General features: G+C 63.0%; 17 protein-coding genes. 12 read left to right on the forward strand and 5 right to left on the reverse strand.

The window, feature by feature from the left end:
- Positions 1-18: 18 nt before the first annotated feature.
- Positions 19-2,508, reverse strand: coding sequence for a sigma-54-dependent transcriptional regulator (locus tag DGI_RS14040; RefSeq protein WP_235619954.1), 2,490 nt, complete (start codon positions 2,506-2,508; stop codon positions 19-21).
- Positions 2,509-2,945: 437 nt separating this feature from the next.
- Between DGI_RS14040 and DGI_RS14045 the strand changes: the two genes are divergently transcribed.
- The 12 genes from DGI_RS14045 (at position 2,946) to DGI_RS14100 (ending at position 15,175) form a co-directional block, all read left to right on the forward strand.
- Positions 2,946-3,242, forward strand: a complete 297-nt coding sequence (locus tag DGI_RS14045) for a DVU0150 family protein (RefSeq protein ID WP_021761829.1) — start codon at positions 2,946-2,948, stop codon at positions 3,240-3,242.
- A gap of 32 nt (positions 3,243-3,274) precedes the next feature.
- Positions 3,275-4,327, forward strand: a complete 1,053-nt coding sequence (locus DGI_RS14050; RefSeq protein WP_021761830.1) for a sulfite exporter TauE/SafE family protein — start codon at positions 3,275-3,277, stop codon at positions 4,325-4,327.
- Positions 4,328-4,359: 32 nt separating this feature from the next.
- Complete coding sequence (locus DGI_RS14055) at positions 4,360-4,950, forward strand: DUF4881 domain-containing protein (protein WP_021761831.1); 591 nt, start codon at positions 4,360-4,362, stop codon at positions 4,948-4,950.
- 70 nt (positions 4,951-5,020) lie between these two features.
- Positions 5,021-5,302, forward strand: a complete 282-nt coding sequence (locus DGI_RS14060; protein WP_021761832.1) for a hypothetical protein — start codon at positions 5,021-5,023, stop codon at positions 5,300-5,302.
- Between the two features lie 15 nt (positions 5,303-5,317).
- Complete coding sequence (locus DGI_RS14065; RefSeq protein ID WP_144284203.1) at positions 5,318-5,824, forward strand: hypothetical protein; 507 nt, start codon at positions 5,318-5,320, stop codon at positions 5,822-5,824.
- Between the two features lie 98 nt (positions 5,825-5,922).
- Positions 5,923-6,306: a response regulator gene (locus DGI_RS14070; RefSeq protein ID WP_021761834.1), complete on the forward strand. Its 384-nt coding sequence runs from the start codon at positions 5,923-5,925 to the stop codon at positions 6,304-6,306.
- A gap of 63 nt (positions 6,307-6,369) precedes the next feature.
- Positions 6,370-9,021, forward strand: a complete 2,652-nt coding sequence (locus DGI_RS19475) for a PEP/pyruvate-binding domain-containing protein (RefSeq protein ID WP_021761835.1) — start codon at positions 6,370-6,372, stop codon at positions 9,019-9,021.
- A 3-nt stretch (positions 9,022-9,024) separates the two neighbouring features.
- Positions 9,025-10,680, forward strand: a complete 1,656-nt coding sequence (locus DGI_RS14080) for a sensor histidine kinase (protein ID WP_021761836.1) — start codon at positions 9,025-9,027, stop codon at positions 10,678-10,680.
- Positions 10,681-10,692: 12 nt separating this feature from the next.
- Complete coding sequence (locus tag DGI_RS14085) at positions 10,693-11,076, forward strand: response regulator (protein ID WP_021761837.1); 384 nt, start codon at positions 10,693-10,695, stop codon at positions 11,074-11,076.
- A gap of 14 nt (positions 11,077-11,090) precedes the next feature.
- A complete protein-coding gene (locus DGI_RS14090) occupies positions 11,091-12,107 on the forward strand; it encodes a sensor histidine kinase (RefSeq protein ID WP_021761838.1) in 1,017 nt (338 codons plus the stop codon).
- On the forward strand, positions 12,100-14,748 hold the full coding sequence (locus DGI_RS14095; RefSeq protein ID WP_021761839.1) for a PEP/pyruvate-binding domain-containing protein: 2,649 nt from the start codon (positions 12,100-12,102) through the stop codon (positions 14,746-14,748). Before DGI_RS14090 ends, DGI_RS14095 begins: the two co-directional genes overlap by 8 nt.
- Positions 14,749-14,782: 34 nt before the next feature.
- On the forward strand, positions 14,783-15,175 hold the full coding sequence (locus DGI_RS14100) for a response regulator (RefSeq protein WP_021761840.1): 393 nt from the start codon (positions 14,783-14,785) through the stop codon (positions 15,173-15,175).
- 161 nt (positions 15,176-15,336) lie between these two features.
- Here DGI_RS14100 and DGI_RS18845 read toward each other — a convergent pair whose 3' ends face one another.
- The 4 genes from DGI_RS18845 to DGI_RS14120 form a co-directional block, all read right to left on the reverse strand.
- A complete protein-coding gene (locus DGI_RS18845) occupies positions 15,337-16,542 on the reverse strand; it encodes a DUF4857 domain-containing protein (RefSeq protein WP_021761841.1) in 1,206 nt (401 codons plus the stop codon).
- Positions 16,539-17,207 (reverse strand): hypothetical protein, encoded by a 669-nt coding sequence (locus DGI_RS18850; RefSeq protein ID WP_021761842.1) that lies wholly within the window; start codon positions 17,205-17,207, stop codon positions 16,539-16,541. Before DGI_RS18850 ends, DGI_RS18845 begins: the two co-directional genes overlap by 4 nt.
- 50 nt (positions 17,208-17,257) lie before the next feature.
- Positions 17,258-18,199, reverse strand: a complete 942-nt coding sequence (locus tag DGI_RS14115; protein ID WP_051286594.1) for an ABC transporter ATP-binding protein — start codon at positions 18,197-18,199, stop codon at positions 17,258-17,260.
- Between the two features lie 202 nt (positions 18,200-18,401).
- Positions 18,402-19,085, reverse strand: coding sequence for a M15 family metallopeptidase (locus DGI_RS14120; protein ID WP_021761844.1), 684 nt, complete (start codon positions 19,083-19,085; stop codon positions 18,402-18,404).
- Between the last annotated feature and the right edge of the window lie 190 nt (positions 19,086-19,275).

Below are 19,275 nucleotides of genomic sequence, written 5' to 3' on the forward strand. Positions count from 1 at the left end.
AACATGCCACTGCGTGCATCACACCGTTTCTCCGGCGTGCCAGGAAATTTTGTGCGCGGCAACAAGATACTTGGTGGCGGGTCCCCGGCCGGCCTTGATGAGCAGGCCCTTGCGGACAAGATCCTGCAGATCATAGGCTGCAGTGCGCGAGGGGATATCGCCGCCGACGAGCTGTTCATACTCGGCGCGAGTCACCTCGCCCCGCTCGCGAATGCTCGGCCAGACACGCTGCTGCCGGGCATTCAGGCGCGTCTCGGAAGCGGTCCGCAGACCGGATCCAACAGCGGCAGCATCCTCGCCTCGCCCCTCATGCGCCTCGGCAAGGGCCGGCGATGCATCCACAGACTTGGCTTCGGCGTCCAGCAATACATCTTCCGCAAAAATCACAGGCCCTTCTGACATGACCACCGCACGCGTCACCACATTCTTCAGTTCGCGGACATTGCCGGGCCAGTCGTACTGCTTCAGTTTCTCCAACGCGCCCTTGGAAAAAGCCACGCGCTCTTTGGTGACAAGCTTTTCAGCCTTGTGCAGATAGTAAAAGGCCAGTGCAGGAATATCTTCCGGGTTGTCGCGCAATGCAGGGGTATGAATGGTGATGACATTCAGCCTGAAATATAAGTCTTCCCTGAATTCATTGCGCTCGATGGCTTCCTTCAAATCGATGTTTGTTGCAGCAATCAGACGCACATCCACCGGAATCTCCTTGTCACTTCCAAGGGGCTTGATGATGCGGATGGAAATTGCACGCAGCAAGGACTGCTGCACCTTCTGCGAGGCAGCCTGAATCTCGTCCAGAAACAGCACGCCGCCGTGCGCCTCCAGGAACGCGCCCTTGCGATCGGTTTTGGCGCCTGTGAATGCGCCCTTGGTGTGGCCAAACAGCGTATCCAGCAACAGATTTTCATCCAGCGCGCCGCAGTTGATGCTGATGAACGGCCCAGTGCAACGGTCGGACAGACGGTGCACGGCTTCAGCCGCCAGCTGCTTGCCGGTGCCTGTCTCGCCGATGATCAGCACGTCCACATTGGCCCGGGCCGCCTTGAGAATTTCCGAACGAAGTGCCTCAATGCGCAACCCCCTGCCAACAATGCCTGGCACCATGCTGTCGTCCAGGGCCTGTTCCAAATCTGGCGCCACCTTGTGCATGCTCACCTCTTCCTTCATGCCGGCGGTCTCAATGGCGCGATCCTTGGCGCACAGCTCCTCGATTTGCGCGTTTACAATGCCCACAAGATGATTCACCGCATCGCGCAAAATGCGCGTCTCGTAGCCATGCACCTCCAGCGACAGCGGCAGCAGGCGATCCTGAAACCGCATGGCCCGGACCGCATCGGCCAGGGCATACAACGGTCTGGAGGCCTGCGTGCCGACAACATAAATGATGACCAGCACAAACGCCATGGACGCGACCATGACCACGAGCAGCGTATCCACATGCTCATAGCCGGCCAGCAATGGCAGCCGGCTGCGATCCAGATAGGCAACGCCGCCAACAATCTGCGGTGTTGCATTGGCCACGCTGCTGAAGTGCACCGGTGCGTAGGCCAAAAAATACTCGCCCGTCGCCTCTGGCGGCAAATCATTTCCCTTCAGGGTGATCATGCCGCTTTGCCCGTCCGCCACATCACCCACCATCTTCCAGAACGGCAAATGAGTTGCAAAAGGCCGGAATGCACCAAGATTTTCAGGCCTCCCGAGGCTGCCTGAATACCCGGAACGTGCAAGTTGCGTGGAAAGCGGCTCATCAAGGCGGGCATAGTCCTCGGACTGAAAGCCGATCCACCCGTCTGCATCAAAAAAGTACGCCACGCGCATGGTCGGGCTACGCGGAAAGGCTGCGATGGGAGACTGCGGGGAATTATACAAGGAGAGCACATTGCGCAGTTCCCGGGCATCAATGCCGAGAAATACATGCCCGACGACCTGCCCGCTTGCATCGACATAGGGCGTTATCATTCTGAATGTGTGCAACGACAATCGGCGGTAGGGCTTATCCGATGTAAAAAACGGATATTCCACCTCCCGCATGGCGGTCATGTGCACGGTTCCCGGAGCCAGATTTCTGATCTCGTTGAAAAGCAACAATGGGCTGCCGCGAATCTCCGCCACGCGCCCTGGCGGCACTGCGCTGATGGCCTGCCCATCTGCAACATAGACGACGACCGCCTGATCTTCCAATGGGATATAGCCAAGCTCGGCATAGGCGGCACCACGAATGGCCGCCCTGTCCTCCAAAAAAATCCGCAAATTTTCTGCAGTGGGCTCATGCCGGGCAATGTTCAGCAGGTCTTGCCGGCACAACTCAAGGTGCTGCTCCAGTGCATTGCCCATGGCAAGATTCAGCACCTTTGTCATCCGCTCCACGCCGACATGGATATAATAGTCTGAAATGCTATAGCCGACCCATCCCGTCACCCCCACAATAGCGATGACACTGGGTGCAAGATACATGAAGAGGCGGGTTCTAAACAACGACCGGCTCAGGTTCGGCACATGCCCCAGCATGGCCCGCACGCGAATCTGCTGCGCATCGTCGCCAAAGTATCCCACATCCACCTCCAATCTCGCCGAATACACGCCCCCTATCCCGCAAGCAACCCCTCGTCAAGCATGCACTGCCATGCGCGTCACAGCAATCGAGCAAACAACGTACCTCCTCACCATTGATCGCCCTACTCAACCGAGCGTCCCCCGCCACGGACCGCCCCCATCTCGCCAGTATTATTCCGCACACTCCTCCTGCGCAATACTTTCGAACCTTGCACGATTTGTTGCAACATCCAAACAATTCTGCACGTACAAGCGCAACACCTAGATAATATATGATTTTTTACCAAGCCATATTCAATGAATCAAGCAATAAAATCAGTGGCCCCAATCTTGCTTCATGGCACGCATGGTTTGCGCATAAATTCACGAACAACCAGCTGAGGGAGTACACCATGCGAGGCAAGATTCAGCTCATAGGAATGGTCAGTTCGCTGTTGCTGCTTCTGGTCCCGGCAGTGGCCATGGCTGCGGGTGGCGGCGGCGCTCCAATCGTTATTGTTTCCGACACGCGGGATCTGGAGGGCATTCTGAAGTGGTGGGGAAATCTTTATAACGACAGCCATTTGTATTTCACCCTGCTCACCTGCGCCCTCATCCCCGTGGTGGGCGTGATTTTCGGTGTGCTGGCTGACATCGTCATGAGTCATATCGGCATCGACCTCACCTCCAAAGACCTGCCCGGCCATTAACCCGCACACCCGGAATCAGAGAGGATACCATCATGGAATGGCTTTTTGTACACATGCCCATCGCAGGCGTGGATATTTTCTGGCCCGGCCTGATCATTCTGGGCCTTGGCGTCGGCATCATCGGCGGGTTCTTCGGGATGGGCGGCGCCTGGATGGTCACCCCCGGCCTGAACATTCTCGGCTTCCCCATGGCCTTCGCCATTGGCACCGACATTGCTCACATGGCCGGCAAGTCGCTGGTGTCCACCATGCGGCACGGCAAATTCGGCAATGTGGACTATAAACTCGGCGCGATCATGATCGTCGGCACGGTGGCCGGCTTTGAAGTCGGCGCGCAGATGGTCATGTGGCTTGAACGAATGGGCAACGTGGAAGTCGTAGTGCGCTGGTTGTATGTGGTGTTGCTCACCTTTATCGCATGGATGGTCTTCAGCGACGTGTCCAAGGCCAAGAAGAAGGCCCGCGAAGCTGCGGCAAAGGGTGAAACGCTTACCGACGAACACGGCTTGCAGTGGCACAAGACGCTGCAGAAGATCAAGATTCCGCCCATGGTGTACCTGAAGGTGGCCGGCATTCACTGCTCCATCTGGCTGCCCATCGGCGTGTCCTTCTTCACGGGCTGGCTGGCTGGCATCCTGGGCATCGGCGGCGGCCTCATCCGCATGCCCGCCCTCATTTACCTCCTGGGCTGCCCCACGCACGTGGCGGTTGGCACGGACCTCTTTGAAGTCATGATCTCCGGCGTGTATGGCGCTGGCACGTACACCTTCAAGGGCCGCACCGAGCTCGTGGCCGCCATCATCATGCTGGTGGGCGCTTCCATCGGCGCGCAGATCGGCGCTGTGGCCACCAAGTACATCAAGGGCACCGGCATCAAGGTGGCGTTCGGCTGCGCCGTGGTGGGCTGTCTTATCTCCGTGCTCATGAAGCTCGCGGTGAAGTACCTGCCCGCGTTCAAGTTCTACCTCGACTGGGGCGCCACGTTCCTGGTGCTGGGTCTGGTGGCTGCGCTCTCCATTTACATCTTCATGAAGATGCTGGATGGCGCACGCAAGGAGTTGGCAATGAAGAAGGCCCGCTCGTAACCGTAGTCAATGAGACAATGGAGAGACAGCTCATGCGAATCAATACCATCCTTACCAGAATCGCCCTTCTGCTCCTCCCGGTGCTCCTGTGGGGATGCGACTACGGCAACGTGATCCAGGGGCGCGTGGTGGAATTCAACAAAGAGACCGGCATCATCACCTTCATCAAGGAAGAGTCGCACGACCGGAAGAACCCGCGCTATACCGCGCTGCCTCCGGTGACCATGCGGATGCCCAAGGACCCGCACGAAATCGGGCCGTTGCCCACCCCCGGCGGGCGCATTGAACTCAATGTGAAGGACAACTTCGTGCTGGTGTATGATCATGACGCCAAAAACTTCAAGAAGATCCCCTTCACGCCTGTGGACATCATGACCGACGTGGGCCGAAGCCATCCGATGGTTGCCGGCAAGACCTTCCCCATCATCGAGAAGGACAAGCGCACCGTGCAGGTGTACTCCGGCCGGCAGCGGCTGCTCGCCAAGTTCACCGTGGACGACGACGCCATCCAACTGCCAGACAACACCTGGATTGCCGGCGACGAAGTGCGCATCTTCTACAAGGAAGAAGGCCAGGCCGCGCGCTTCATGAACATCACCCTGACGGACATCTACAAGAAGTAAGGCACATAGGGACGGACGCCCGGGCTGCCAATCGGCCCGGGCGCCCCCCTCAAGCGCAGGAGCAAGGCAAATGGACGTGATCGAACAGCAAGTGCACAGCGGCAAGAAGCTGATCCTGGTGGGCATCACCGATCTGCTTATCCTCGTTGAACTCTGCGTGGCCATGTATTATGCTGCACAGTCAGAAAGCGTGAACACCACCTTCATGACAATTTTCTTTGGGGCTGCCATCCCTACCTTGTGCATTCTGTTCATTCTTCTGCGCGCCTTGCGTAAACATGAAAAAGCCGGGGAGGCTGCCCCGCAGACTGCAACCACCATTGTTCCTGGCGTGCAAACAGCGCAAGGATAATCCGAACGCCCATGCATGCCTGCAGCACTGGATTCCTTACCACAACAAACAAGGAGCACCATCATGCTAGGCCTGGGTAAAAGACTGGAAGCGCTGCACGGCGTGGCGCAAGCAGGAAGCGAGGATCAGCAGCAAAGCTACAAAAGCTGGAGCAAGGGACTGCTGATTGCCTGCCTGAGCGGATTCCTGATTGTCTGCATCGTCATTGCCTACAGCGCGCTTGCATATCGCATTGAGGGCGTGACTGCCTCCATGACCGACTCCATCAGCGCCATCGAAGCACGCGCCGATGCCAAAATGGAAGCCAAGGCAAAGGAATTCTTCGGCAAGCTTGAAGGACAACTCGCCGCCATGGAAGTCAAGCAGCAGGCCATGCAAGCCGCTGCCCTGCAGGGCGCGTTGATGGAAATGTCCCTCAAGGCCGCCGCCCTGAAAATGCAGGACCACCCCGCGGAAACCAAAGCCGCGCTGGAGCAGATCGAAACCCTTCTGCTCGACCTGCGGCAACAGGTGGCGAAGTGACGCACCCCTCGCAAGACCGGCGGATGTCACGGGGCGGGACTTGCGGCGACGGTTCCGCCCCCCAACGCTCAGCAGCATTGCAACCTTGGAGCCCCTCCATGGATACCACGCGTGTGCTTCTGGTGGATGACGAACAGGACTTTCTGGACCTCATGCAAAAGCGCATGGCCAAACGCAAGATAGACCTGCACGTGGCCTCCAGCGGCCAGGAGGCTCTGGATCTGATCCGCAACAGCTTCTTCAATGTCGTCATTCTGGATGTAAAAATGCCCGGCATGGACGGGATTGAAACCTTGCGTCAGCTTCGCATCCTCAGCCCAGACACGCAGGTGATCATGCTGACAGGACATGCCGACGTGGAAACCGCCGTCAAGGGCATGGAGCTTGGCGCCTTTGACTACATGATGAAGCCCATGTCGTTTGATTATCTGCTGATGAAAATCCAGGAAGCCAATTCCATGCGCTCCATCGGCGGTATGTAGGAGCCGTTGCAGTTCCTGCGCATTGCATCCATTGCAACAGGACAACCCGGCAAGGAGCTCCGTATGGTCTCACTGCGAAACAGAATCTCCCAGTGGCTCGGGCTGGCCAGCCCGGAGCAGGATCCAACCGCCCTCGCCGCTCTGGAGTCCCTGCGCAAGGAATTCCAGGGACGTTGCCTGCACTTCAAACGATTGTTGCAGGCAAACAGCAAGTCTTTGCATGCCATGGCTTTTCTTGAAGAATCGCGGGAAGGCAAACGCAGCTTCACCATCCAGACATTGCGCAGCACCTGCGTGGATATTTCCACCAACGTCTTCACCATGATTCGCTCTCTGGATGGCATGGCCCCAGGCAAGTACGATGCGCTGCAGACTTCCTTCAAGCGTATCCAGGCGTCCATGGAAGATTCTTTGCGCACGCATGCGGCGGCGGCTTCCGGCCCGTACATCATTGCGCTGCAGCAGGCAGGCATGCAGCAGGCGCTGGAAATAGGCGGCAAGCTGGCCACCCTGGCCCAGGCCGCACGGGCGGTGCATGCCGAAATCCCCCGGGGCTTCGTCATCACGGCGGCAGCCTTCCACAGGTTTCTCACGTTCCAGGGCCTGCAGGAGGAGCTCAACCGACGGATTCAGATTGCAGACGCCTCTTCCCTGCCCGATCTGATCGCCCTGTCCTCCACTGTGCAGCACGGCATCATCGAAGCGGACCTGCCGGAAGACGTGACCCAGGCCATTCTGGATGCCTACGCCGAGCTGGAACGCCAGTGCGGCAGACCGGTCAAGGTGGCCGTCCGCTCCAGCGCCCTGGGCGAAGACGCGCACGGCGCCTCCTTTGCCGGGCAGTATCGCACGGAACTCAATGTGGATCGCGCCTCCCTGCTGGAGCAGTACAAGGAGGTGGCCGCCTCCAAGTACGGCGTCACGGCCATGGCCTATCGCCAGGCCAAGGGACTCCTGGACGAGGAAGTGGCCATGTGCGTGGGCTGCCTGGAGATGGTGGACGCCGTAACCAGCGGCGTGGCCTACTCCGCCAATCCCATGGCTCCCCAGGATGGCACCGTGCAGATCCACAGCGTCTTCGGCCTGCCCAAGGCCGTGGTGGACGGGCAGACCCCGGCAGATCGCTTCATCCTGGCACGCACCGACGGGCAGGTGCTGGAATCGCACATCGCCGTCAAAACCAGCCGCATTATCCTGCATCCCGTAGAAGGGGTGATGCTGGACGAAATGCCCCCGGCCCTGCAGGAACAGCCCAGCCTGAACAGCGCCCAGGCCCTGCGCGTGGCCTGGCTGGCCCTGGATCTGGAACGTTACTTCGGGACGCCCCAGGATGTGGAATGGGCCTTCGACGCCAACGACCGTCTGGTGCTGCTGCAGTGCCGGCCCCTGGCCGTGCAGGATGCCTGCGCCGACACCACGGCAGACGCGGCCCAGGACGAGCTGGCCACCCTGCAGCAGGAGGCCCTGGCCCATGGCGGGCAGACCGCCAGCCCCGGCGTGGCGGCGGGCCCGGTGTTCGTGGTGCGCCAGGGGGCGCACCTGCTGCAATTCCCTGCCGGGGCCGTGCTGGTGGTGCAACAGGCCCTGCCCCGCTGGGCGCCCTTGCTGCAGCGCGCGGCGGCGGTGGTCAGCGCCAGCGGCAGCACGGCCGGGCATCTGGCCAACGTGGCCCGGGAATTCGGTGTGCCGGCCATTTTTGGCATCGAGGACGCCGTGGAGCGGCTGGAGAATGCCGGCGAGATCACCGTGGATGCGGACCGCCGTCTGGTGTTGCCCGGCCGGCGCGAAGACGTGCTCCAGGCCGCGCCCTGCCCGCGCAAAAACACCCTGCTGGGCAGCCCGGCCCACCGCATGCTGGAGCAGGTGGCGTCCCTCATCGTGCCGCTGACCTTTCTGGATCCCGCCGCCGCGACCTTCCATCCGGACTACTGCGCCACCCTGCACGACATCACCCGCTTCTGCCACGAAAAAGCCGTGGCCGAGATGTTCCGCTCCGGCGAGGAACACGGCAGCCGCGCCCAGGCCTTCCCCATCGGCATCAGCAAGCAGCTGCTCCTGGACGGCCGCCCCATGCAGTACTGGGTGGTGGATCTGGACGACGGCTTCAACAAGCCCGTGGACGGCCCCACCGTCACCCTGGACGACATCGCCAGCACCCCCATGCTGGCCTACTGGCAGGGGCTCACGGCCATCCCCTGGCAGGGACCGCCCGCCCTGGACACCCGGGGCTTCATGTCCGTGATGCTGGAGGCCACCGCCAATCCGAACCTGGAACCCGGCATGGCGTCCGCCTTCTCACAGCAGACGTACTTCCTCATCTCCCGCTACTTCATGAGCCTGCAGTCGCGCACGGGCTTTCACTTCTGCACCGTGGAGGCCATGGCCGGCCCCCAGGTGGATGAAAACACCCTGTTCTTCAACTACAACGGCGGCGCAGCCAGCATCGACCGCCGCGAATCCCGGGCCCAACTCATCGCCGATCTGTTGGCCGAGCACGACTTCGACGTGGAAGTGCGCATGGATACCCTCACTGCCCGGCTGGAAGGCTACGACCAGCCCCGCATGGAAACAGCCCTGCGGCTGGTGGGGCACCTGGTGCAGCACACCCGGCAACTGGATATGATCATGGGCGATGCAGCCCGGGCCGCCGCCACCCGCGAAAGTCTGCGGCGGGATCTGCTGCATGTCGCCGCCATGGAATCCGGAGAGGCATAGCCCATGCAATCCACGCCATACACCGCCCTGCGCCTCAAAATCATCGGCGCCACCCTGGTGCTGTCCCTCGCGCCCCTGTTTACCCTGGGCTACTTCATCCACACCTCCTTCAGCCAAGCCTACACGGAAAAAGTGGAACGCGCCCTGCGCATCATCATGGAAGACAAGCGCAACGCCATCGACATGTTCCTGGAAGCCAGTCTGGCCCAGCTGCGCACCGTGGCCGAAAGCTACACCCTGGCCGAGCTGAGCGATCAGGATCGCCTGACCCGCGTGCTCGGCACCCTGCAAGGCAACTTCCGGGCCTTCATGGATATCGGCGTCATCGACGAAGACGGCAACCACGTGGCCTATGCCGGCCCGTACAAGCTCAAAGGGCTCAATTACAGCCAGGAAGTGTGGTTCAACGAGGTCATGCGCCGCGGCATCCATGTGAGCGATACCTTCCTGGGCTTCCGCAACTACCCCCACTGCATCGTGGCGGTACTGCGCCGGGAGCCGGACAAGGTCTGGGCCCTGCGCGCCACCGTGGATTCCGACGTCTTCACCTCCCTGGTGCGCGCCGTGCCCATGGGCCGGCAGGCCGAAGCCTTTCTGGTAAACGGCCAGGGCGTGCTGCAGACCCTCTCCTCCCGTCACGGCGGCGTGCTGAGCACGGCCTCCCTGCGCATGGACGGGCACTTTGGCGGGGCCCGGCTGTATGCATCCAGCCTGCCCAACGGCAGAACCCTGCTCACGGGCATGACCTGGCTGCAGCAGGCCAACTGGATGCTGGTGGTGCAGGAAGATCCGGCGGAGGAGATGTCCCCCCTGCTGCGCACGCAGCGCCAGACGTTCTTCATCGTCCTGGCCGGGGCCTTCATCGTTCTGGCCGGGGCCCTCTTCACCTCCAGCCGCATCGTGGCCCGGCTGGCCCAGGCAGACAAGGAAAAGGCCGCCATGGATGCCGCGCTCCTGCAGTCCGGCAAAATCGCCGCCATCGGCAAGCTGGCCGCCGGCGTGGCGCACGAGGTCAACAATCCCCTGACCCTCATCCGCGAAAGCGCCGGCTGGATCCGCGATTTGCTGTCGGAAGAGAACAAAACGCAGATCGCCAACTTTGACGAAATAGACGAAGCCCTGGTCAAGATAGATCAGCATGTGGAGCGCGCCCGCACCGTGACGCATCGGCTGCTGGGCTTTGCCCGCCGCATGGAGCCCATGCAGGAACACATCGACCTCAACGCCGTGCTGGAGCAGACCACCAAGTTCCTGGAAAGCGAGGCCCTGTACCGCAACATCAGCATCGACAAACACTTCGACCGCTCCCTGCCCTGCATCACCACGGATCCGGCCCAGCTGCAGCAGGTGTTTCTGAACCTGCTGGAGAACGCCATCGACGCCATCGATCGCGGCGGCAAGATCGTCATTTCCAGCGGACACACCGAAACCGAGGTCTACGCCTCCATCACGGACTCGGGCCACGGCATTCCGCGACACGTGCAGGACAGGATCTTCGATCCCTTCTTCACCACCAAAAAGGTGGGCGAGGGCACCGGGCTGGGGTTGTCCATCAGCTACGGCATCATCGAAAAACTGGGCGGTCGCATCACCGTGGCCAGCGAAGAAGGCCAAGGCGCCACCTTCACCGTGCACCTGCCCCAGGTGGCAGCCTGCTGAACGGAGCCCCCCATGGCACCCGTGAATGTCTTGATCATCGATGACGAAGAGGAATTCGTGTCCCTGATTGTCAAGCGGCTGGGCAAGCGCGGCCTGTCTGCCGCCGGTGTCACCAGCGGCCGCAAGGGACTGGAACATCTGGAGGCCCACACCGTGGACGTGGTGATTCTGGATGTGATGATGCCGGACCTCAACGGCCTGGACACCCTCAAGGAAATCAAAAAACGCCATCCCACCGTGGAGGTGATCATGCTCACGGGCCACGGGTCGGTGAAAACCGGCCTGGAGGGCATGAGCTACGGCGCGTTCGACTACGTGCTCAAGCCATACAACATTGATGAATTACTGCAGAAAATACACATCGCCGCAGAGCGCAAGGCCCTGCGCGGCGAATAGGCAAGGAGACGTGCATGCTGCTGTTGCTGGCGCCGGACGCCCCCTGGCGGCTCTTGCGCCTGGGTCGCTGGACCACCGCCGGCCTGGCCCTGGCCGGTGGCCTGCTGCTGCTGGCCGGCTGGACCGCCGGCGGCGTGGCCGTGCTGGCCGCAGGTTCCGGCCTGGCCGTGGTCGGCGCGTGGTGGATGCAGCGCTCCCTGGCCCGTTCCCTGGCCCACGCGCAGCACCTGGACAAGGCCCTGCTGCAGTCCCAGAAAATGGCGGAAATCGGCCAGCTGGCTTCGGGTGTGGCCCACGAGATCAACAATCCCCTGGCCATCATCGGCCAGGAAGCGGAACTGGCCCTGCTGCTCCTGGGCGACGAGAACCCCAACGGCCACGGTGCGGACATCCGCGACAGTCTGCGCCAGATCTGCCAGCAGGTGGCCCGCGGCGGAGACATCACCCGCAAACTGCTGGACTTCTCCCGCCCCCGCGAAGCCTTTGTGCAGGCCTGGGACCTCAACAGGCTGGTGGAAGACATGATCCTGTTGGTGGAACGGGACGAACGACTCATCGATGTGGACGTGATCCGCAGCTATGATCCGACCCTGACCAGCCTGCACACCGACGGCCCCCTGCTGCGGCAGGTGCTGCTGAATCTGCTCAACAATGCAGCCCAGGCCGCCCAGGCCGCCCAGGCGACCCAGGCGACCCAGACAGTGCAGTCTGGACAAGCCCCCCCCACCCGTACGGGGCACATCACCGTGACCACCGCCAAAACGGCCAGCCATGCGGAAATTTCCGTGCGGGACAGCGGCGCCGGCATTCTGCCGGAACATCTGGACAAGCTCTTCACCCCCTTCTTCACCACCAAGGCCCCCGGCCAGGGCACCGGGCTGGGGCTGGCTCTGTGCAAGCGCATGGTGGAGAGCCTGGGCGGCAGCATTCGCGTGCACAGCGTGTACGGCCAGGGTGCCGCCTTCACCATCCAACTGCCGCTGGACGTTCCGGCCGGCAGGGCATTGCATGAGGCACCACGCCATGGCTGACGGGCCCCTGCATCAGATCATCGCCTCCTCCATCAAGCGGCTGCTGCCTGCCCACAAGCGCACGGCCGCCGTGGCCGAGGCCGACCGCAAGGCCTTTTTCCGCGCCCGGTATCAGGCCTTCTTGCAATTGCTGGAGTCCAACACCGAGCTGCTGGGCATCATCTCGGAACTGGAAACCCGGCACGCCGGCGGCGAGGTGGTGGGCATGACCCACCTTAAACAGCTTTCCACCCGGGCCATGTTCCACGGCCTGCGGATGATCGCCAGCTTCGAGACCCTTTCCGACAAGGCCCAGCCCGAACTGCGCGCCAGGGTGGACACCATCCGCGACAGGCTGCAGCAGGTGCTGGTGCAGCCGGACCCGGCCACAGACACGCCCTTCATCCTCGCCCTGGACCAGCTGCACCGCGAACTGGTGGACAGTGCCGGCGCCAAGGCCGCCAACCTGGGCGAACTGCGCAGCCGCCTGCATCTGCCCACGCCGGACGGCTTTGCCGTCACCGTGACGGGCTTTCAGCATTTCATTCGGGAAAACGAGCTGGCGGACGTCATCCGCCTGTGCATCTCCGTGGTCCAGCCCGGGGATCCGGCCACCTACGCCGAGGCCAGCCGGACCATTCAGGACGCCATCCTCGAATCCCCCATGCCCCCGGATCTGGAAGCGGCCATGCTGGACGCCTTCGACGCCTGCGCCGCCCGCAGCCATCTGTCCCCGGAGGCCCTGCGCCTGGCCGTGCGCTCCAGCGCCCTGGGCGAAGACGGCGAACTCTCCCACGCCGGCCAGTACCTGAGCGAGCTGCACGTAACCCGAGACCAGCTTTGCCCGGCCTGGAAGCGCGTGGCTGCCAGCCTCTATTCGCCCCAGGCCCTGGGGTATCTGCTGCAGCACGGCCTTTCCCTGGACGGCCTGGCCATGTGCGCAGCCTGCGTGCGCATGGTGGACGCCGCCGCCAGCGGCGTCCTGTACACCCGGCACCCCTGGGGTCTGGGCCGGCGGGCCATGTACGTCAATGCCGTGTGGGGGCTGGGCGCATTTGCCGTGGAAGGCCGCGTGCAGCCGGACGTGTACATCCTGGATGCGGATTCCGGCCAGCAGTTGCAGCGGCGCATCGGCAGCAAGGAGGCCATGCTCACCATCTGCAAGGACGGTCTTGCCGAACAGGAGACGCCCACGGCCTGGCGCAGTCAACCGTGCCTGGACGATGCCCAGTTGCAGGCCCTGCGCCGCGCCGCCCTGATCCTGGAAGCCCACTACGGCCAGCCCCAGGATGTGGAATGGGCCGTGGACCGCGCCGGCGCGCTCTGTTTTCTCCAGTCCCGCCCCCTGGGCATGTGGGGCAGACAGACAGACGCGGACTCCGCTGGCCTGCAGGATGAGGCCCTGCCCGTGCTCCTCGAAGGCGGCGACACGGCCTGCCCCGGCCTGGCCGCCGGACCCGTCTTCCTGTCCCAGTCCCCGGACGACGCCGCACACCTGCCCGACGGCACCGTGCTGGTGGCCCGGCATTCCTCGCCGGCGTACACCGTCGCGTTTCCCCGGCTGGCGGGGGTGATCACGGAACACGGCAGCGTCACCGGGCACATGGCGTCGGTGTCGCGCGAATTCGGCATCCCCACCCTGGTGGGTGTGTCCGGTGTCATGCAGGCCCTGACCACGGGGCAGGAAATCACCCTGGATGCCTGGTCCCGCCGCATTCATGCCGGCCTGCACCCCGCGGCCCTGGAAGCCCAGCGCCAGTCCCGGATGTCCTGTCCCCTCACCCCGCCGGATGCCGTCCAGCACTCCCCGGCCCGCATCGCCCTGCAGACCCTGCGGCGGGAGCTGGTGCCCCTGACCCTCACCGATCCCAAGTCCCCGGACTTCTCCCCGGCACACTGCCACACCGTGCACGACGTCATGCGCTACCTGCACGAAAAATCCTACGGCGAGATGTTCGTCATCAGCGACCACGTGAGCAAGAGCGCGGGCCAGGAGGGGTTTGCCCTGCGCCTGGAAGGCACCACCGGGCTGGATCTGCACATCATCGACCTGGGCGGCGGCCTGACGGACAAGCATCCCCATCGCCGCGGCGTGCCCGTGGAGGACGTGGTGTCCCGGCCGTTCAAGGCCCTGCTGCGGGGGCTGATCCTGGATCCAAAAATCCAGGGCCCCCGGCCGGTGCACCTCAAGGGCTTCTTCGCCGTGCTTGGGGAACAGATGGTGGGCGAACATCATCTGCAGAAAGACCGGTTCGGCGACCGCAGCTACGCCATCATCTCAGACAAATACCTCAACTTCAGCTCCCGCGTGGGCTATCATTACGGCGTGCTGGACTGCTACTGCGGCCAGACCGTGAACAAGAACTACATCACCTTTTCCTTCAAGGGCGGCGCGGCGGACGAGGTGCGGCGCGGACGGCGGGCCCGGGGCATCGCCCTCATCCTGGAGCGCATGGGATTTGTGGTGGAAACCGTGAGCGACCGCGTGTCCGGCCGCTTTCAGAAATACGACGCCGCCACCATCGAGGCGGTGCTGGCCGAGATGGGCCGACTGCTGCAATACACCCGCCAGGTGGACATGCTCATGACCGGCGAAGCCAGCGTCCAGGCCATGGCCGACTGCTTCTTCACCGGCACCTGCTATTTTGAACCGACGCCGTAACGCCCAGGCGCGCCGGCATCACGAGGAGTCCATCATGCCTTCGACCATCCGCGTGTTGATCGTGGACGATGAGGAACGGTTCCGTGAAACCCTGGCCCGGCTGCTCAAGGCCAAGGGCTTCGATGCCACCGCCGCCGCCGGGGCCCAGGAAGCCCTGGACCTGCTGGCGCGGGAGTCCTTCCACGTGGCGCTGCTGGACGTGAAGATGCCCGGCATGGGCGGGCTGGAAGCCCTGGAAGCCATGAAGCGGCTGGCCCCCTCCCTGGAAGTGCTGGCCCTCACCGGCCACGCCTCCATGGACGTGGCGGCAGCCATGCTGGAACGCGGCGCCGCCAACTACTTCCTCAAACCCTGCCCCGTGGGCGACCTGGCAGACGCCATCCTCCAGGCCGTGGACCGCGCCAAGGTGGCCGGAGGCGGCGAATAGGGCATTGAATGTTTGAAAAGAACTGTCGGGGAAACACCTTTCTGAAGAAAGGTTCTTCCCCCGAACCCCCTTTCCAAAGACTNCGCGAGAGGGGAGAACCTTTGCAAAAAGGTTTCCCCCCTCGCAACATCCTGCTTTCAAATAGTATTTTCTCGTGCGTTTCAGCCCCTGCGGCCCTGCTCCCGCCGGCGCATTCGCAGCATCCCCAGCATCAGCAACGCAAGCGCAACCGTCGCCACGGCCAGGGACCACTTGTTGCCCAGCTGCAGATGGAAGCCGGGCACAGGATCCGTGCGCCATTGCAGCCGCACCGGGAACAGCACCTGCCCTAGCTGTCCGGCCAGCCCGGCTTCCGCCCGGGACATGGCATGCGAATACCGGCGCACCACCTGAAACTCCCGGTCCATGGCCACGCCGTGGATGGTGGTGTCATCGCTGTAAACAGCCGTGGCGTGCAGAGGATCCAGCAACAGCTTGAAGTCCATCGTCTCGGGATCATACCCGGGCAGCGGCAAGGGGACGAGACCATAGTCATCCTCGCGCAGCAGGTGCAGGCTGCCGTCGCCGGCCAGAAGCAGGCCCAGGTAATCACGCCGGGCGCTTTCCATCACCGCGATGTGTCGCGTCTGCAGCGCCGGCGGGATGGGCGTGCGCACCACCACGGGCGTGCCTTCCACCCGTTTCAGATGAAACACCGCCCCCGTGGCGTCCACCAGAAAATGCCCGGCGTCGAAGGGTTTGAGCAGCACGGGCCAGCCGGCCGTAAGCCGGGCCGGAAACACGAAGCCGGCGTCCTTGAGGGCGGACGTGAAGGCCTGACTCAGGGTGTCGTCCACGGTGTTGAAGTCGGCGTTGATGAATTCCAGCCCCCCGGAAGCGAGGCGGTAGCGATCCTCGGGAAAGACCAGCCGGGCCACACCGGGCGCGGATTCCAGCAACGGCGGCACGGTCAGGCCCACGGGCCGACGCAGGATATCCCGGGGGGTCAGCTCCATCACCCGCCGCCGGGCCTTGATGGTTTCGGCGTCAAAGCGCTCGCCGTCGATGTTCAGGGGCAAAAGTCCCCACAATTCCATATTTTTGTAATAGATAAAGGGCAGGAGCTTCTCGAACTCCACGCGGCTGTAATAGGTCCCGGCCTCGTCGCGGTGGATGATCTCCGCATGATGGTCCTCGCCCTTGCCCAGGGCTTCGGCCGGCGGCACGGCCACCTTTTCCGTCCAGACAAACTGCTGCAGCACCGGGCTGTACAGCAGGTGCGTCTTGGCCACGGGCTCGACGAACAGCCAGTCGTAGGCCATGGGCAGATACACGGCCGCCAGCACGATGCACAGCACCGTCAGGCCGCATTGCGCGAGTCGGTTCATGCGTCTGCCCTCCTGTTTCTGTAACGTCCGGCGGCGTGCAGCACGGCCAGCGCCAGCAGCGGCAGCAGCACCGCCGGCGACAGCGAGCCGGCCTGCCCTGCCGGGGTGGGCAGCAAGAACAGCCAGGCTGCCCCCGCTGCAATGGTCAGATTGCCCAGCCGGCGCAGAAAGGACGGCTCCAGCAGCGCCAGGGCCATGCCCAGATACCCGGCCACGCCGGCCAGGGCCCAGGGTCCCCAGATGGCGAAGGCGTGGGCCGTCATCTCCCGCGGAAACCAGGCGTGCACGCTGGCCCACAGGCCCACGGCCTGCACCGCCAGACACGCCGCCAGCCCCACCAGTCCGGCCAGCAGATGCACCAGGATGAGCGCCGTGGTGTTGACCGGCAGATGCAGGGACAGCCGCAGCCGCTCCTGGCGCATTTCCGGCAGAAACTGCGCCATGGCCAGGGCCGCGCCCGTGGCCAGGGGCAGATATTTGAGCAGGTGAAAAAAGGGCAGGCCCAGCTGCATGGTCTGGTACCAGACCACTTCCGCATGCTCCCGGCGGAACAGCTGCCGCGTGGACAACCACACCTGCCCGGCCGCCGCCGCATTGCCCGCCACCAGCACCAGCGCCGGCCGCCAGGCCTTGCGCCATTCCTTGTGGAGGATGGATTGTATCATGATGCTCTCCGCTGCACCGGCAGGGTGCTGCGCGTTGCGAGGTGAGTGGATCAATACCGCCCGGTGTAGCCGATGAAGGCATCTTCCAGGCTCATGGGCATCTGCTGCAGGGCGCAGGGATCGTGCCCCTGGTCGGCCAGGGCGGCAGCCAGGGTGTGCCCGTCGGCAAAGGAAAACAAGTCCCAGTGCCCGGCATGCTCTTCTGCGTTCTTGATGCAGGCCGCGGCCTGCACCGGTCCCCGGGCCGCGGTCTTGGGCAGCACATGGCGGTGGAACTGGCACAGAAAATCCTTGAGGGCGCAATGTCGGGCCACGCCGCCGCGCTCCAGCAGGATGATGTCGTCCACAAACCGCTCCATGTCCTGGATGACGTGGGAGGTCAGGAACACGGTGCGGTCGCCGCCGGCCAGATACTCGACCATCAGATCCACAAACAGGCGACGGTAGCCGGCATCCAGGCCCATGGAATAATCGTCCAGGATCAACAGGTCAGGCTGCTGGGCCATGAGCAGCCCCAGCACCACCTGGGAACGCTGGCCCTCGCTCATGCGGGCGATGACGTGATGCTCCGGCAGGCCCAGCCGGCCCACCAGCTCGTAATACAACTCCTTGCGCCAGCGTGGATAAAACGGCGCATGGAACCGCTCAATCTGGGCAATGGTCATGAAATCATAGGCCACGTGCCCTTCGAAAAGCAGCCCCACCTGACGCCGGGTGGCCGGGCGCAGGGCGTGGGAGGGATCCCCCAGCACCGTGCAGCGGCCGGCCCGGGGCGTCAGGAAGCCCATGAGAATCTTGATGAGGGTCGTTTTGCCCACGCCGTTCTTGCCCAGCAGGGCCACCACCTTGCCGCGCGGCACCTGCAGGGACAGCTGCTCGTAGATGATCCGCGCGCCATAGCGGTGATGCAGATTCCGGACATCAATGGCCGAAGACGACACGCCGGGGGGGACGGTGAAGGCAGGTGCATTGCCTGTCACTGCGTATGCCATGCTCCAAACACTCCTGCGCTGGGCGGCCGGTCACCGGACGGCAACCGGCCACAATTCGAGAATGAGAATCAAAATCTAGCGCAGGAATACCAGACCGCCCTGGTCAGATCAACAAAAATCACGCAATCTCATGGTGTTATTTGAATACGCATCGCGCCTGTTCTTTCGCACGCCGTAAAAGTTCGTACTCGTTTGGCATGGCCTATTCCACAGGGAAGTCGTGATACGTCTCCGGGAACGGCTCATCCTTCAGGGTGAAGTGCCACCATTCCTGGTCGTAAATCTTGAAGCCCTGCCCCACCATCAGTGTTTGCAGCAGCATGCGCCGGGCCCGTTGGTCGGCCCCCACCTCCATGGAGGACGGCCAGGAGACAGGGCCGAAGAAATCGAAGGGGGATCCCATGTCCAGGGGCGTGCCGGTGGTGCGGTCCACAATGGTCAGATCCACGGTGGAGCCGCGGCTGTGGCTGGAGCGCGCGGCGATGTAGCCCCGGACGAAGAGTTCTTCCTTGGGCACGTCGGGGTAGTAACGCGGCTTGGTCTTGACGTCTTGCAGATCCCTGGCCCAGCGCTGGAAATGCTCCACGGCGCGCTGGGGGCGGTAGCCGTCGAACACCAGCAGCCCCAGGCCGAAGGCCTCCAGCTGCGCCTGCACCCGGACCAGGGCCTCGGCGGCCTGGCGGGTGAGGATCACCCTGGGGGCCAGGTAGCCGTCCACCCTGGCGCCCACAAAGTTGTCCTGGCCGAAATACCGCACATCCAGCAGGATGCCCGGGGCCAGCTCCTCCAGATACACAAAGCCATCGGGCAGGGCCGCGGCAGACGCGACGGCGTACAGCATCCAGTGCAGGACAACCACGCTCAATAACAGACGAATCGACTTCATGCAAACCTCCCGGACATTCTATGTTTCGGCTGTGTTCCCACATTTTCCGCTGCCTTGGAAGGGGCCACCTCCCTGAGACACGCAGATCAGAGGCGCCGTGATTATTTTTTGCGGCATCGCCTGCCACAAAGGGTTGACACAAACCCTGCTTGTCTTGATATATGTAACTTGAAGCATATACGTTTCAAAA

The sequence above is a fragment of the Megalodesulfovibrio gigas DSM 1382 = ATCC 19364 genome (genome assembly GCF_000468495.1).
In the GTDB taxonomy this organism is placed as follows: Bacteria; Desulfobacterota; Desulfovibrionia; order Desulfovibrionales; family Desulfovibrionaceae; genus Megalodesulfovibrio; species Megalodesulfovibrio gigas.